Consider the following 13,636-nt stretch of genomic DNA (forward strand, 5'->3'; position numbering starts at 1 on the left):
CGATCGCATGTCCAGAAAGAGGGATGCTTCGATGCTATGGCAAGGGGGAAACACGATGGCGCGGTTTCAGGCAATAAAACCGCCTGAAAAAGCAAAGCCCCGGCTGGTGGTGTCACCGGCCGGGGCTCGCTATGTTTTTGATCATGCCTGAGGCACTACTAAGACCTGACCATCACTCGGGATCAAGCGATGAATCACCGCCCATGATTTGACGAACCGGGTATCCGGATCAGAGGATGAAACAGTTCTGGCGATCTGCTCGGGGACTTTGAACACCCGACCAGACTCGACCATCAGTTCTTTGAGTTCTTGGCAGAATAGTGCGTTTGCTGCGGTCATGTTCAACTCTCCTGGTGTGGGTGATCCCCAGAGCCCTTCACACGGAAGGGCTCTGGTGGATCACCCACGGAGGGTGACCACGCAGCGGCCTAGCCGAAGCTAGGCTTGAATCCGTTCACTGGGCAAACCCCTAAGGGATGGCTCAGTGGGCCTTGATGTTGGTGCCGTGCTTCTTGTCGAGACGGTCAGCAACCACATAACCGATCACGCCGGTTAGGGCCAAAACGCTGACCACACCTACGATTGCGTAAACAAGCATCTGCATCGAGTCCATTTCATTCTCCTTTCGGATTGCTCATCGCTGTAATCAAGGATACCACCAAATCGGCGATCATCATTACCACGCCAAGCACCAGACAGAACGATACGACAAGCGGATGCGTCCCTGGTGTAACGATGGAAACGAAAGCGGCTGCCAACAAGCTACAGCCAACGCCCATAAGTGAAGCCTTAATCCAGTCGAATAGTATTTTTTTGTACATAGTTTTTACTCCTCAAAAAGACGAGGAGTCCCAACGGGATTCCCCGTCAGGGTTTAATTATTTCCAACTCCGAGCCGTTCGGCTGAGTCAGTAGAACAACAATAAAGCCATTTGCCTGCGAATAAATCGCATAGGCACATTTCGATTTTTCAGCCAACGATGATGCGCTGCGAACAGCGTCAATTGCGTTTACATGAAACATCGGAAAGACCTCTTATGGAGCAAAGACTCCCGGAGAACCGAAAGTAATTTGCCAAGAGCCTTATTGAATCAAAGCGAGTGACGCGCCTTGATCATTTCTGCGGTGTGAGACTGCTGAGCAGTTGCAACGCCGGAATCGAATGCCTTTAAGCCAAGTTGAATGCCACCAACAACAAGAGCGGTAAGGACGATAAGAGTTTTCATGGTGTTCTCCGTTAGCAAAGGATGCAGACGGAGAACCACCCTGGCGGGAAGTAATCTCCCCGCTGCGGGTTTTTAGGCACGCAGAAAAATCAATATCCAGTTGCCTGGATGCCGATAATTTGAGTGCTATTTTTAAGCCGGTTTGAAAGCGTGGCTCTGCTTTTTTGTGACTCATCACATGCATGATGAGAACACTGCCTGAACGCATACACGTTTCAGGCCTTGGCGGACATGCTCATGTGTAGAAGTCTCGACTTAATCTGACACCCCTCTTGAAAAAGAGCGGGGCTACCGGGTTTGATGGTTGTGCGAGCAATCACCAACCCAAGAGGAGTAGCCCCGCATGAACGTTGTAAATCAACCGATTGTTAAGCACAAGTTGGGCTTGTTGAACCTGGCCGAGGAACTCGGCAACGTTTCACAGGCCTGCAAAATCATGGGCGTGTCGCGAGACACCTTCTATCGCTACCAGGAAGCCAAGGCGAACGGTGGAGTCGAAGCCCTGCTACAAAAAGATCGCAGAAAGCCAAACCTAAAAAACCGTGTCGATGAGGCTGTTGAACAATGCGTACTGGACTACGCCATTGAACAACCCGCCCACGGCCAAGTCCGTGTCAGCAATGAACTGCGTAAGCGTGGCACATTCGTCAGTCCCTCAGGTGTACGATCAATCTGGCTGCGGCACGCGCTGGCGAACTTCAAGCAGCGTCTGACTGCTTTGGAAAAGCACGTTGCGGCTACAGGCTCTGTTCTGACCGAAGCCCAGGTCGTTGCTCTAGAGAAGAAACGTGATGACGATATCGCCTGCGGCGAAATCGAAACGGCCCATCCGGGCTATCTTGGCTCCCAGGACACGTTCTACGTCGGCACTATGAAAGGCGTAGGCCGTATTTATCAGCAGACCTTTGTTGATACCTACAGCAAGGTCGCGTTCACCAAACTCTATACAACGAAGACGCCAATCACGGCAGCAGACCTGCTCAACGACAAAGTGCTACCGTACTTTGCAGAGCAAAACGTCCCCGTGCTGCGGATTTTGACGGATCGTGGAACGGAATATTGCGGCAAGCTGGAGCAGCATGATTACCAGCTCTACCTGGCAATGAATGACATCGAGCATACCCGGACGAAAGCCGCGTCACCGCAAACTAACGGTATCTGCGAGCGGTTTCATAAGACGATCTTGCAGGAGTTTTACCAGGTTACTTTCCGGAAAAAGATCTACCAAAGCATGGAGCAGTTGCAGGCCGATCTTGACCAGTGGGTGGCCCACTATAATGATGAACGGACTCATCAGGGAAAAATGTGCTGTGGCCGGACGCCGGCAGAGACATTTGAGGATGGAAAGAAAATCTGGCTGGTCAAAATGATCAACTGAATTTGACCTGACAGTCACGACCTCAAATCCGGTAACTGTCAGATGAAGTCTGAGTTTCTACAGCTCATGCATGGCGCTAAGTTCTAAGCACAGAGGTCTCTGTGCTGGAAGGATTCTTGAGAGCTCGACCTGAAGCCCACTCTGTGGCTGCGATGATACCAAACCGATGCCCTTTAACAAGACGCTGAACCAAAAAAAAGGGTGACCCGAAGGCCACCCTTTCACACTCATAGCCCACTCGGTGAGAACACCTTATGACCGCGTTTATTCCGGAAACGGTCAACAACCATCTCCATTGGTTCTTCCAGCATGATCGGGGGGAAAAAACCATGCCCCCGCGAGTGCTTCAGGTATATGACTCCCCCTGTTGACAGCTCCCAGAGGTGAACCTTTGTTTCGCCTTTGGTAACCCAAGCCTTGCGGGCTACCGAGGCCTGACCTTGCAAACGAGCAGCTTCAAGGATCGCGTTCATCGACTTCTCCGTATATCCGACAGGGAGAAGCCCCATGGGGGATTTCTCCCCCATAGGTGGTTTAATTAGAGCGCTACGTCTCGGCTTTCGAGCTTCAGCTTTTCCGGTGCTACTGGAAACCAGTAGCAATCCCAGTCCAGGAAAATGATGGCCCCGGGCCGAAACTCATCGATCTCACGAACGAATCCAAGGATTGTCTTTCCCTTGATTTCGAGCCCGTACCCATTTGTCACCGTTACGGTATCGCCAAGCATGAAATCGCATGGAACAGGCGCGACTTTTGCCATTTTTTCTTCTACAAATCGATGCATTTTTAATCTCCATTTGCATGGAGAACCCCGCCGGAGTTCCCCGGTAGGGTTATTTGCAGATTGCGTTGGCAAGCTCTTCAGCACGAAGCAGAGCGTAAGCTCTTCGCTCCTGGCTCATGTATGGCCAACAAGAGCCAACTGCGTCCGAATAGCTCCCGAAGGCGTCAATCCAGTCCCAGTAAATGTTCGTGCTGTCTACACGTCGCATCTGGTCGGCAGCTGGACGAACAAGGCTGAATACCTTGTACAGCTCGCCACGCTGAGTCGCTTGCTTTACAACCTGAAACTCGCCATCCGTCATAGCCTTGCGGCAAACCTTCTCGACGAGAACACTGGTGGCTCGCTTCAGCAGCCTTTCAACTAGCTTGACCACCTGATCGTTACGAGTAACGAACATCTTGGCTTCGCCTGCCTGGGCGTCCCTATAAGCATTCATCTGATTCTCCATTTCCACGAAGCGCAGAAAGGGAGAAAGCCCGTAGGGGGCTTTCCCCCTATCGGGCTTCTATTTACTTAAACAGTTCTTTGGCTGCGATTTTCAATGTGGTAGCACGAACATCTTCGAAGTCGCACATCATTGCTTCACAACAGACCCGGAAGCTAAACGGATGAACTTCGTCCGAAAGAACCCAATCCATTGCTTCGCGCCAATTCTGCTCACTGACCTGAGGATGAATGATCTGCCTCAGAGTGATTTTCAGCAGGTACTCCCGCATCCACTCAACGTAATCATCGGTGATTTCGTCTCGTGCCCGCAGGGCTTCCAGCTCAGCGTCTGACATTTCAAGAATGTCGAGAAATCCAAGTTGAAAAACTCGCGCATGGCTTGCCTTTCTCCGTGGTCTCCGCTCAAACGAGCGGCGCTGAATAATTACTTGCTCCCCAAACAGATCCAGCAAGGGCAACGCAGTCGCAGTATTTTCCATTTCAGACCTCCTCAAACCGACAGAGGCCTCCCACTAGGGAAAGCCCCCAGTGGGTTGAATGGTTATTTGTCAGGCGGCTAATGCTTCGCGAACAAGCTCAAAGAGCGAGTTCTTGAGATTCGCAACCTCCCCAACAGCACGGTATTGGCTGAACAATGCTTTCAGGATGTGCTCATTGGCACTTCCGAAACCAAGTCCAATCACTTCGATGCCGCTGACCTCACACCGCTGAAGAAACTCCTTCGCTGCATGAGTAGTACCTGCGTTCGGTTCACCATCCGTTATGACGAAAAGAATCTTCTTCTCGCCCTTCGCACGAAGAACTTCAACAGCAGCCGGCCACAGTGCTTGCGCAAGAGGCGTACCGCCCTCCGACATCGCACCAAAGCCACCTTCGCTTACCGCCTTGATCAATCGCTCTTTCGGGCTCTTGATCAGTGCGCAGCGCTCAACGCCATCGTTCGCCTTGTTGGGGAACGACATCGCGCCGGTTGTCACCAGCGGAAGTCCCTCCAGCGCGCTTAGCACCGCGTAGACTGCGGCTTCGGCCTGATCCATCGCAGATTTCATACTCCCCGACTTGTCGAGAAGAATCTGGATTGATGCAGACTGACGCTCTGCTCGAGACTTACTTCTAAACACCCGCGTTTCGCCGCCTTTCATCATGGCGATACGCCCAGTGTCGATCCGCTTGCCCTGCCGCTTCAGCCGAACACGGCAATCAACCTGCGCCTGTAACAGCCCATTAAGGCACTGTCGCAGACCGGCCGATTGCTCGATGCCCAATTGCACACGGCGGACGCTCGCTTGATCGGATCGGTTCCTGCCCCTCCCATCCAGAGAGAATGGTCGGATCGGATTGCCGTCGCGCACTGCTTTACGGCCTAGCAACTCACCCGCCTTGTCGCCAACTTCCGAGATCAACCCTTTCAGGTCGGCTTCGGTTGCATCCTTGGCCTGCTCGCGCAGGTTGCTGGCTTCTGGGGAAGGTTTGCCGCTGCCATTGCTGGACTGCGAGGTTTCTTGGCCATCGTCGCCGGCATTCCTGCCGCTACTTGGTTGGGATTGGTCTTGCGGCTCGGAGCCGGACTGGCCTCCATCAGATGTTTCCTGCTTGGATTCGGGTTGCCCCTCCTCTTTGCCTTCATCACCTGCACCCGCACCACCGCCTTGATTTTGCTCCTGCTGCTGATCGCCTCCACCCGACTCTTGCGAGTCCTGAGGAGCACCCTCAGAGCCTTGCTCGGGCTGCGGTTGCTCATCTTCCTGCTCATCCTCTTGCGAAGGCAGCAGGTCGATAATCGCGTCCACCAGAGCGAGAACATCTGTTGTGCTCTCGCACGCCAGGGTGTTCTTCACCAGGGTCAGGATCTGATCCGTAAGGTCAGCCCCAAGAAGAATCTCCATACGGGCAAGGTAGGCTTTTGCTGGAACCTCAAGCTGCGGTTCCTGGAGTAGCCAGTAACCGCCGTAGAGAATTCCGTTGTGAATCACATGAAGCGCCGGGCAGTCATCCACCTGCTCTGGCCGGAACGGCTCAAGCAGAACCTTGCGGTTCAGGTAACGGATGTCCGACTCAGTACCTGGGTACTGATCCATGCTCAATCGTTCAATGCGGATGTCCTCAAGAATGTTCAGCAGATTCTTGCGGAAGGGTGTCGGGCTTGAGTCGCGAAAGCAGCCCATGTCTGTGTTGCGGACATGGGAGCATTCATGTGCGATGTACCCGAAGGACAGCGGCAGATCGTCCTCGGTGAAGGGGACAAATACGTTTTTTCCATCTGTCTTAGCCTGGACACCCTCAACATGCACTTTGACGCCAGTTAGCTCGGCAAGGTGCTGTGCGTAGATCGGCAGAGTGCCGACCAGGGATTGATTGCTCATCGTTTATCTCCTTTCTCGCCACCGCGAAAAGGAGTAACCCCGCGAGGAGGGTTACTCCCGCGCGGGGTTTGTTTGTGATGTCAGAACCAGAACGTGCCGAAGGGCATATCGGGTTCAGACGGATTGATTACGAGGGGTTCTTCAGACTGCTCCACTGGAACGGGTTCATCTGGTTCAACAACCTCGGATGTTGCTGGTACTTCGTTGATGCTGTCGTGACAACTCGGAGTAGCGACACTTGCGCTCAGCTCTTCCTCGACCATCGTTACGGCATACTCGGGTACTTCAGCAGCAGGTACAGCAACAGCAGCGACAGTCTCGGCCGGAGCCTCGATCTCAACTGTTGTAGGAGCCTTTGTTTCAACACCGGCCGGGGCCTCGGTTTCAACTAAAGGCGTTGCTGGAACGAAAGCCATCGACACATCTTGTGGGCCGTTGGCATTGTTCAGGTTTTTGATCAGCCGCTTGATCGAGTCCTCATCAGAGAGGGCCGACACAAGAGCTACAACGCTGTTGTACTGAGAGCCATTAACCACCCCGGACTTGGGGAGAGCCGCAAGGACTTCCTCAATGTGTTCGGTTAGGGCTTTGACCTCACTGGACAGGAACATCAGGCCGCGAAGCTTGGCGTTGATCTTCCGAACAGTGTTCAGCGTCGTTTGTGTGACATGGCCACGAGTGGCCAAGCCAGTTTCAAGCAAGCGCTCGGCTGTATCTGCCGTCTCAGCGTACAGCTGATCTGACAAACCACGGACCTGCGTACCCAGCGTGTTAGAGAGGTGCTTGTCGCCATCAGGGGAAACACGGCATGCCGCGTACCCAAAATGCATCCCTGCATCTACCTGCGCCTTCGGTGTCACCGAGGTGCGGATAGCATCACGCCATTCTTGCTTCTCCCAGCCCTTGTCGATCCACTCAGTGATCCAGCGTTCGTAGTTAGGGAGAAAGTTGTTTTTCAAGTCGTAGAATTGAGATTTGAGCGCTTCCAGTCGGTCAACAACCTCCTGGATCTTGTCCTGGGAAACTGCATAGCCACCCAGGAACCGCACACCACACTCTTCCACCACCTTTGTAGCCTGCCGCTTGATCTTCTCAAACGGTTTCAGCTTCTCCGGGTCGATTACACGCATCGAGCCGAGTGAAGCCAAAATAGCAGGAGGAATCTTCCCCTCCAGCATCTCAGGTTTAAGCTTTTTCCGAGCAGTCCACAGATGGATACCGGAAAGATCGACCAGCAGTAGTTGGTCTAGGATTTTTATCTCATTCTGTTGAATGGACATTTCACGATTCTCCTTTCTCACATGCATGAAAAAGGGGGAATCGCGCCCGGTGGGGGAGATTCCCCCTTAGGGTTTTTACGCAGCAACTTTCCAATCGCCACCAAAGACACTTTGGGCGATCTTACGAATTGCTGTCTTCTGAACTAAATCGCAGCGATTGAGCAGCGATTCATCCAGCGAAAGTTGAAGCGGATTAGCTGCGCCCTGGTGAGTGTATCCACAAGAGATACGCCCCCAGCGAAGCAATGTCCGAGTGGACATCGTGACGCTTAGGTAATTACCACCTAACCCTTGATGTTGATTACGAATGGAGTTCGCAACCTTCACCATGTTTTTCGCCATATCTTCCGGAAGCATTGGCAAAGCAGATATCAAAGTTGCTACTTCGTTATCAGCCTCAAGGTACGGAACCTCAAACACTCGGAAGCGATCCAGCGATGCCAGGTTCTGCTGCATGGTGCCAGCATGTACTCCCGATGCATCACCCTGTCCCGCCGTATTGCCGCAAGCGACAAACCGGAAGTTGGCATGAGGCTTCACAACCTCACCATTGTTTTCCGCAATCACCAAGGGTCTCCCCTCCATGACAGCGTGCAGACCTACAGTTACTGCCGGATCAAGCGTGTCGTACTCATCGAGCACGAACACAAACCCATTACGCATTGCTTGGGTCAGCGGCCCATCCACAAACTTCGTGTTCAGGTCGCCGCTCACCGGATCAGTGACAGGTAGGTTGTAACCAGTAAGCTCCGGCATTTCCATCCGACTATGTGCCGAAACGGTGATGCAGGGCCAATTAAGATGGGCAGTGACTTGCTCTACGAGCGAAGACTTACCCGATCCAGTTGGGCCGAGGAGCATGCAGCTATCCCCAAACGGAGCGTAGAGCCAACTCATGAACGGCTTGACCAGCATCTCGCGGAAGAAATACTTCTTCTTCGGCGCGACGTGATGCATCCACTGGTGTCCTTCTGCAAAGCCTGGCGCTTGCGCGTTGGTATTGAAGCCGAACTCTTTCATCTCAACTTTTGCATTGAATTGCATTTTATATTCTCCGTTCTCGAAAGCAGTTGCCCAAGAAAAGGAGAATCCCCATAGGGGAAGACTCCCCCAGTGGGCGGTTTATTTTGTGCAGGTTTTACGCAGCAACTACCAGATCAATCACAGACAGGCTGTCTTCACTGGTTTTTTTGGTGAAGCTTACGACTGGTGTGAGCCCGTGATAAACCAACTCGGCACACAGCGAATGCATCATCCATGGCGGGCAACTGACCAGAACGGTAGTTGTGCCAGATTTCTTTGCTTCAGCAAGGGCAATTTCGGCAAGTCGCTCAACGCGCTTTGCAACACTTTCCTTGGTCGGCAACACCGGGAAGAAAAGGAGACTACGAATCTCCTGAAATTCCTTCCAACTCGTAAGATCACGAACCCCGAAGGATTCGAGTTCACGGGTAGTTTTAAACTTGGTCAGATTAACGACTTCATTGGTATTGCTCATATTCTCAACTCCAGTTTTCAGAGCGGAGAAATCCCATACGGGTTTCCCCGCATGGGTAGGTTTTTAAGCTGATTAGAGTCGCAGCTAACGACCCGTGCCAGGCACGGACAAACATCTACGCTCATGCGTGGATGGTTGATTCTGGGGGGTAGCATAGGTCAAACGGACTTATGCTTACTTGAACAGCCCCGATCGGGGCTGTGAGGGTTCTTGAGCTGCAATAGCGCGCAGCTTACGCACCTTTCGGTAGGGCCATGATGCCTATTTACAGGGATGCCTGCAACCCTCTGGGATCACGCAAATTTGCGGTCAAGCAGGCCCGGAGTGGGTAGCGCTTGGCGCCCGCGGTTTGCCTTGTCGATATCAATGATCACGGTTCCTCAGTCGATCTGCTCGATGCGGCCATCTGGATAAACGCGACGATGACCACCACCGTTGCGGTTCACCTTTACGACGAACCCCGGCCAGATTTGGACGATTGCCATTCAGCTTTTGCATGGTCTGTTCCTTCATCATGGCTCGTTTCCCTATGCGTCCAGCTTTGGAGGGGCTGGCTTGATGAACACCATCACCCCGAGCCAATTCATTAATACATGACCTGGTGCGGAGAAGTCGCCACCGGGCAGCAATCGAAAGCGCTTACTGGCTCTGATTTCGACCTGCTTCGAACGAATGGTGAAGATCACGTTTCCTATCCTTGAATTTCAGACCAGCTTCAAATGTGGGGGTACGCTGTCGGTTACGTGCGCCTGCATCATCGGCTGCATCACCATTATTTCGAAGCCCATTTCTTCAAACCACCATTGCCCCATACGTGCAAAGTCATCGGTGGGGAGCGCCAAAAAACCATTACCGTCAGACCAAAACATGCGGCTCACTGGATGGACAAAATCCAGTTCGCAATCGCCGTTCGGATAGACGCAAACAATCATCTCCCATGACCGATCTGGCGGCGAGGGCCACTGATAACCTTCCGGAGCCATGCGTTTACGAGTACCACCCTGATAGCGCCCTGACAGGCCATATACGAACGCCCGCACCTGCCACGTTGCCACAGCGTTACCCTTGGCTTGCAGATCGGCACAGACGCGCTTGAATGCCTGGCGCACCAGTGGCTTTGGCAGCCTCCACACAAAGCAAGAAATGCCCTGCTGGTAGAACGCTTCAAAATCCATCGCGGGATAACCCGCTTCGTCGGTCGCTCGTTCCAGATAGTTCATGGCTTTTTTCCTCAGACTTCTAAGTCAGGGTCGATGACCCATGTTTTGCCCTTACTGACAACGGCCACCGGCCTTTGGCTAAGGGCATAGATCGCATGCCTGGTCGAGAGCTTCCCGGTAAGGTAGTGGCGTGCAACGCTGAGTACATATCGCATGGGATTTTCCTATGCTAGATCACAGATGCCCTAAGAAGAAATAACGGTAAGCGGCATAAAAAATCGTTCCAAGAATCACCTCAACTGCAAACAAAATAGCCAAATCGAAAACACCCAGTTCTTTCTTCAAGGCCCAGATAAATGTTGTGACTGCGACACCTGCGAAGATCACGGCAGCTACAATATGTTCCATTTCTAAATTCATTGATTTTCCCTCAATGGGTGCAAAAGCTGCTTCCCTTTACCGCCTCGGCCCCGGTTCGAGGCCAGGGCTGTGGTGTACGTTTTCCTCGGTATTCGTTATGGGCTCAGATTCTCACTACTTGCTAGGAACCCAAGCCCATCATCAAGTGGGCCGACGCGTGCCACCAGGCCCGTTTTCCTACGCAGCTGCGTATTCAGCGACAACGGCGCAGTGGTCCAGGGAAACTTAGCCGTACCACTGCGATCTGTTAGATATGGCCTCGGGCACCGTCCCAGAACGATTTCAGACGGAAAAAAAACGCTGGGAGCAGGATCAGCACCAAGCTCGCTACTACAGATAAGGTCACCACCGTCACCGCACCGTTGAGTGCATGCCACATGCCGATCTCGAGATAGCGCGTCCCCAGATCCGCTGCTTTGATGATGAACGCCATTGCTATGCCTTCTCCTTGGAATGGGATCATCTGGAGCAAGAAAATTAATCCGCCGAAAGCGACCGCGATGATCGCGAATCCCTTGAGACCCAGGGCGATATCGGCTGTGCTTGGGATGGCGTGCATCGATATAACCAGGATGAGTAACGCCAGAGCAAACCCCTGCAATGAGCCAGTACCCAGGTCGACGATCGCGGTAACAGAACCGGTGGCCACAACGCCGATCCAGACAACCAACGGCACCAATCCCTGGTCGGGAAGGCTCTGATCGTATGATGTGCCAAGGGAGAGAACAGCGATTGCGCCTCCGGCCAACAAGGGCGCTATGCCCTGAACAAGGAGACCAATCGAGTTGCGCAGAGAAAACGGGCTGTAGGAAAACTCGACGTAGCCCAGCTGCCCAGTGATTGCATCCGGTGCGAATAGAGCAAGCTTCCTGATTCGCAGGCCGAAGAGCAGGCATGCAATCGCGTGCGCCATTTCATGTACAGGCCCGCCGATGATTCCAGTGTTCCGATAGACGATCCACGTCTTTACCGAAAACTGTGACACCAGCTTACCCCAGACAAAAATCGCGCCGGCCGGCACCAGTAAAAGCGCGAGATAGAGGTAGATCATGCGCGCTGCCCTGCTGCGGCTTCCATCTCCCGCTTGGCCTCAGCGTGACTTTTTTGGATCACGACCTGGGTGATGCTGTTGATCACCAACACCTTCTTTGCTCTTGTGGCTGCGACATAGAGCAAATTCAACTCATCAACCCGCTGATCAGGGGTGATCTTCTCTTCGTCGAAGATGTCTGGGAAATCTTCTTCCAGGACAACCACATCCCACTCCAGCCCCTTCGAGCGGTGGCAGGTGCTAACAATCACATCTGCATCAAGAGGATCATCTGTTGAGTTGCGGCGTAGCGCCGCGATCAACTTCGGAATGTCGTTGTGCTCCTTGAGTATCCTGAGCATCCGATTCATCTCGGCATCCTTCGACTCCTCTGCCGCTTCGGCAAACCCTCCAAAGTCGCTGAACTGCCCGAAAAGGCGTTTGTTGCGGATCTCATCCTTGCGGCCGACCTTCAGATGGTAAACATCCTCGAGGTCGGAGATTTGGTATGCCTCAATCCCCCCGTTCCAGTAGACAACTTGGCCGTCAGATACAGCATCGATGGCCGTCATGATCACGCCAATCACCGTTCGGTTGAGCACGGTGTAGTGGTTACATCCAGAGGGCAGCGATGTCGTCACTTTGTCGCGGGCACCGTACCCAACCAGGGGACGAGCTTCCCCTTGCTGTTTGAGGATCGCGTTGGCTACGCCGGCAATCATCGGCCCGAACCGGAAAGAGTTGGTCAAGAACATCGACGCTGCGCCCTGCACAATCTGAGTATCAAGCGCATTCTCAGCTCCTCGCCAACGGTAGATCTGCTGCCATTTATCGCCGACGAAAATCTTCCTCGCCTTCTGACCTGCGACCAGGGAGGCGGTCACAGGGTTACTGTCCTGAGCCTCATCGAAAAGGATCACGTCATACGGCAGCTGTGGATTGCTGAGCTGGAAGAGCTTCAGATATGCGTCATGCTGGCAGGGGAACTTGCTCTCGGTATCGATCATCGCGTCCCAGAGTTTCTGGGCAGAATTTATCGTCCGGTCAAGGTGATCGGCTCCGTGCTCCGCTGCCTCTTCCTCGCTGAGCGCAGCAAAATAATGCGCCTCACTGATTTCTTCGTCAGCGCTCGAAAGGTAGGCATTGAGCACAGCGATAGCGTCTCGAACATCTCCCCAGTTCCGTGTTTTGAGGAGCCCAGCAGCATCCGTCAGACGGATATTCCCGAGTTTGTGCTGATAGTGTCGGCCAAATTGTGGCCAGGCCAACTGGTGAGAAGTTTTGCACACGACGTTTTTTGGAAATTTCTCGGCACCTTCATCCCGAATTGCACGGTTGTACGCCAGATAGAGCATGCGCAAATGGCTGTGATGGTTGGCATAGGCAACAAGCGTAGTCGTCTTGCCGCACCCGGCATAGGCCTTCACCACCAGATGGTCACCTTGGTACTCGATGATGGGGAGTTGTTCTGCGGTCGACTTCATTGAGGCGACTCCATTCTGTTTTTTGCACATTTGCCGCCATAGACAGACAGCGCTGCTAAGCACCAGAACGAAAACACGGCATCAATCAGGTCGCCCATTGGGAGATGGCGAACAACCAGGGCTACCGGCTCTGTCACCACCAGGAACGTCGCATACCCTGCAACGGCATGCATGCCGAAGGTGCGCAAGGCCGCTGCGATGAGAAGGGCAAATAGCGCGCAAGACACCAAGCTATGCGTGGAGCTGGAGCCTGGGGCGAAGTGGGTACAGGCGACGACCATGCCAACCGCTACTGCCATCAAGCCAGCAGTGTGACGACTGGATATCGAGCGCAGCTCTTCGCCGCTGTGCCTGAATGTCAGAATCATGACTGCGTGCGAGCCGATGCCTGCAAGGTAGTCAATGAGTGGTGATCGGCATATCGCCGGAGGATATTTTTCGCTGGGCATGTGAGTCTCCTAAGGTGAGGAGATCGTTTCATGCAGGTCGCGGGGAAAGGTCTGGTTTCGGGCGGTTTTTTGGTCTGAATTACGCAGACGCCGCCCCAGATCGGGGCGGCTGGAGGG

19 protein-coding genes are annotated in these 13,636 nt (G+C 53.4%); 1 reads left to right on the plus strand and 18 read right to left on the minus strand.

Annotated elements, in window-relative coordinates; genetic code table 11:
• Window positions 1-141 precede the first annotated feature (141 nt).
• The 4 genes from ABX75_RS22920 to ABX75_RS29795 form a co-directional block, all read right to left on the minus strand.
• Complete coding sequence (locus ABX75_RS22920) at window positions 142-339, minus strand: hypothetical protein (protein ID WP_011077967.1); 198 nt, start codon at window positions 337-339, stop codon at window positions 142-144.
• Between the two features lie 142 nt (window positions 340-481).
• Complete coding sequence (locus ABX75_RS29790; RefSeq protein ID WP_011077966.1) at window positions 482-613, minus strand: hypothetical protein; 132 nt, start codon at window positions 611-613, stop codon at window positions 482-484.
• Between the two features lies 1 nt (window position 614).
• Window positions 615-821 carry a hypothetical protein gene (locus tag ABX75_RS22925; RefSeq protein WP_011077965.1) on the minus strand — a complete coding sequence of 69 codons (207 nt, stop codon included), beginning with the start codon at window positions 819-821 and terminating at the stop codon, window positions 615-617.
• A gap of 270 nt (window positions 822-1,091) precedes the next feature.
• Entirely contained in the window at window positions 1,092-1,226 is a 135-nt protein-coding gene (locus ABX75_RS29795; RefSeq protein WP_256203872.1) for a hypothetical protein, read from the minus strand.
• A 343-nt stretch (window positions 1,227-1,569) separates the two neighbouring features.
• Here ABX75_RS29795 and ABX75_RS22930 point away from each other — a divergent pair, with 343 nt between their 5' ends.
• A complete protein-coding gene (locus ABX75_RS22930) occupies window positions 1,570-2,604 on the plus strand; it encodes an IS481 family transposase (RefSeq protein WP_047882718.1) in 1,035 nt (344 codons plus the stop codon).
• A 227-nt stretch (window positions 2,605-2,831) separates the two neighbouring features.
• Here the strand turns inward: ABX75_RS22930 and ABX75_RS22935 are convergent, their stop codons facing one another.
• From ABX75_RS22935 to ABX75_RS22995, 14 genes are all read right to left on the minus strand, one after another.
• Complete coding sequence (locus tag ABX75_RS22935) at window positions 2,832-3,077, minus strand: hypothetical protein (RefSeq protein WP_016502341.1); 246 nt, start codon at window positions 3,075-3,077, stop codon at window positions 2,832-2,834.
• Between the two features lie 65 nt (window positions 3,078-3,142).
• Window positions 3,143-3,388: a hypothetical protein gene (locus ABX75_RS22940; RefSeq protein ID WP_047882720.1), complete on the minus strand. Its 246-nt coding sequence runs from the start codon at window positions 3,386-3,388 to the stop codon at window positions 3,143-3,145.
• Window positions 3,389-3,437: 49 nt separating this feature from the next.
• Window positions 3,438-3,824 (minus strand): hypothetical protein, encoded by a 387-nt coding sequence (locus tag ABX75_RS22945; RefSeq protein ID WP_011077960.1) that lies wholly within the window; start codon window positions 3,822-3,824, stop codon window positions 3,438-3,440.
• Window positions 3,825-3,897: 73 nt separating this feature from the next.
• A complete protein-coding gene (locus ABX75_RS22950; protein ID WP_011077959.1) occupies window positions 3,898-4,314 on the minus strand; it encodes a hypothetical protein in 417 nt (138 codons plus the stop codon).
• A gap of 69 nt (window positions 4,315-4,383) precedes the next feature.
• Window positions 4,384-6,198, minus strand: a complete 1,815-nt coding sequence (locus ABX75_RS22955; protein WP_047882721.1) for a nitric oxide reductase activation protein NorD — start codon at window positions 6,196-6,198, stop codon at window positions 4,384-4,386.
• Between the two features lie 80 nt (window positions 6,199-6,278).
• Window positions 6,279-7,478: a DUF3150 domain-containing protein gene (locus ABX75_RS22960; RefSeq protein ID WP_047882722.1), complete on the minus strand. Its 1,200-nt coding sequence runs from the start codon at window positions 7,476-7,478 to the stop codon at window positions 6,279-6,281.
• Window positions 7,479-7,553: 75 nt separating this feature from the next.
• A complete protein-coding gene (locus ABX75_RS22965; protein ID WP_047882723.1) occupies window positions 7,554-8,522 on the minus strand; it encodes an AAA family ATPase in 969 nt (322 codons plus the stop codon).
• 94 nt (window positions 8,523-8,616) lie between these two features.
• Window positions 8,617-8,976 carry a hypothetical protein gene (locus tag ABX75_RS22970; protein WP_011077955.1) on the minus strand — a complete coding sequence of 120 codons (360 nt, stop codon included), beginning with the start codon at window positions 8,974-8,976 and terminating at the stop codon, window positions 8,617-8,619.
• Between the two features lie 527 nt (window positions 8,977-9,503).
• Window positions 9,504-9,662, minus strand: a complete 159-nt coding sequence (locus ABX75_RS29505; protein WP_016971293.1) for a hypothetical protein — start codon at window positions 9,660-9,662, stop codon at window positions 9,504-9,506.
• A gap of 18 nt (window positions 9,663-9,680) precedes the next feature.
• Window positions 9,681-10,196, minus strand: a complete 516-nt coding sequence (locus tag ABX75_RS22975) for a hypothetical protein (protein ID WP_011077954.1) — start codon at window positions 10,194-10,196, stop codon at window positions 9,681-9,683.
• Between the two features lie 174 nt (window positions 10,197-10,370).
• Window positions 10,371-10,556: a hypothetical protein gene (locus tag ABX75_RS22980; RefSeq protein ID WP_016502338.1), complete on the minus strand. Its 186-nt coding sequence runs from the start codon at window positions 10,554-10,556 to the stop codon at window positions 10,371-10,373.
• A 247-nt stretch (window positions 10,557-10,803) separates the two neighbouring features.
• Entirely contained in the window at window positions 10,804-11,607 is an 804-nt protein-coding gene (locus ABX75_RS22985) for a hypothetical protein (protein WP_011077953.1), read from the minus strand.
• A complete protein-coding gene (locus ABX75_RS22990) occupies window positions 11,604-13,070 on the minus strand; it encodes a 3'-5' exonuclease (protein WP_011077952.1) in 1,467 nt (488 codons plus the stop codon). Before ABX75_RS22990 ends, ABX75_RS22985 begins: the two co-directional genes overlap by 4 nt.
• Window positions 13,067-13,519 (minus strand): hypothetical protein, encoded by a 453-nt coding sequence (locus ABX75_RS22995; protein ID WP_047882724.1) that lies wholly within the window; start codon window positions 13,517-13,519, stop codon window positions 13,067-13,069. Before ABX75_RS22995 ends, ABX75_RS22990 begins: the two co-directional genes overlap by 4 nt.
• Window positions 13,520-13,636: the final 117 nt, after the last annotated feature.

Source organism: Pseudomonas sp. ARP3 (assembly GCF_001029595.1).
Classification (GTDB): Bacteria; Pseudomonadota; Gammaproteobacteria; order Pseudomonadales; family Pseudomonadaceae; genus Aquipseudomonas; species Aquipseudomonas rhodesiae.

Excerpts from the sequence above, each read along its gene's own strand:
- ABX75_RS22920 (WP_011077967.1), bottom strand. The coding sequence starts at position 339 with ATGACCGCAGCAAACGCACTATTCTGCCAAGAACTCAAAGAACTGATG.
- ABX75_RS29790 (WP_011077966.1), bottom strand. The coding sequence starts at position 613 with ATGGACTCGATGCAGATGCTTGTTTACGCAATCGTAGGTGTGGTCAGC.
- ABX75_RS22925 (WP_011077965.1), bottom strand. The coding sequence starts at position 821 with ATGTACAAAAAAATACTATTCGACTGGATTAAGGCTTCACTTATGGGC.
- ABX75_RS29795 (WP_256203872.1), bottom strand. The coding sequence starts at position 1,226 with ATGAAAACTCTTATCGTCCTTACCGCTCTTGTTGTTGGTGGCATTCAA.
- ABX75_RS22930 (WP_047882718.1), top strand. The coding sequence starts at position 1,570 with ATGAACGTTGTAAATCAACCGATTGTTAAGCACAAGTTGGGCTTGTTG.
- ABX75_RS22935 (WP_016502341.1), bottom strand. The coding sequence starts at position 3,077 with ATGAACGCGATCCTTGAAGCTGCTCGTTTGCAAGGTCAGGCCTCGGTA.
- ABX75_RS22940 (WP_047882720.1), bottom strand. The coding sequence starts at position 3,388 with ATGCATCGATTTGTAGAAGAAAAAATGGCAAAAGTCGCGCCTGTTCCA.
- ABX75_RS22945 (WP_011077960.1), bottom strand. The coding sequence starts at position 3,824 with ATGAATGCTTATAGGGACGCCCAGGCAGGCGAAGCCAAGATGTTCGTT.
- ABX75_RS22950 (WP_011077959.1), bottom strand. The coding sequence starts at position 4,314 with ATGGAAAATACTGCGACTGCGTTGCCCTTGCTGGATCTGTTTGGGGAG.
- ABX75_RS22955 (WP_047882721.1), bottom strand. The coding sequence starts at position 6,198 with ATGAGCAATCAATCCCTGGTCGGCACTCTGCCGATCTACGCACAGCAC.
- ABX75_RS22960 (WP_047882722.1), bottom strand. The coding sequence starts at position 7,478 with ATGTCCATTCAACAGAATGAGATAAAAATCCTAGACCAACTACTGCTG.
- ABX75_RS22965 (WP_047882723.1), bottom strand. The coding sequence starts at position 8,522 with ATGCAATTCAATGCAAAAGTTGAGATGAAAGAGTTCGGCTTCAATACC.
- ABX75_RS22970 (WP_011077955.1), bottom strand. The coding sequence starts at position 8,976 with ATGAGCAATACCAATGAAGTCGTTAATCTGACCAAGTTTAAAACTACC.
- ABX75_RS22975 (WP_011077954.1), bottom strand. The coding sequence starts at position 10,196 with ATGAACTATCTGGAACGAGCGACCGACGAAGCGGGTTATCCCGCGATG.
- ABX75_RS22980 (WP_016502338.1), bottom strand. The coding sequence starts at position 10,556 with ATGAATTTAGAAATGGAACATATTGTAGCTGCCGTGATCTTCGCAGGT.
- ABX75_RS22985 (WP_011077953.1), bottom strand. The coding sequence starts at position 11,607 with ATGATCTACCTCTATCTCGCGCTTTTACTGGTGCCGGCCGGCGCGATT.
- ABX75_RS22990 (WP_011077952.1), bottom strand. The coding sequence starts at position 13,070 with ATGAAGTCGACCGCAGAACAACTCCCCATCATCGAGTACCAAGGTGAC.
- ABX75_RS22995 (WP_047882724.1), bottom strand. The coding sequence starts at position 13,519 with ATGCCCAGCGAAAAATATCCTCCGGCGATATGCCGATCACCACTCATT.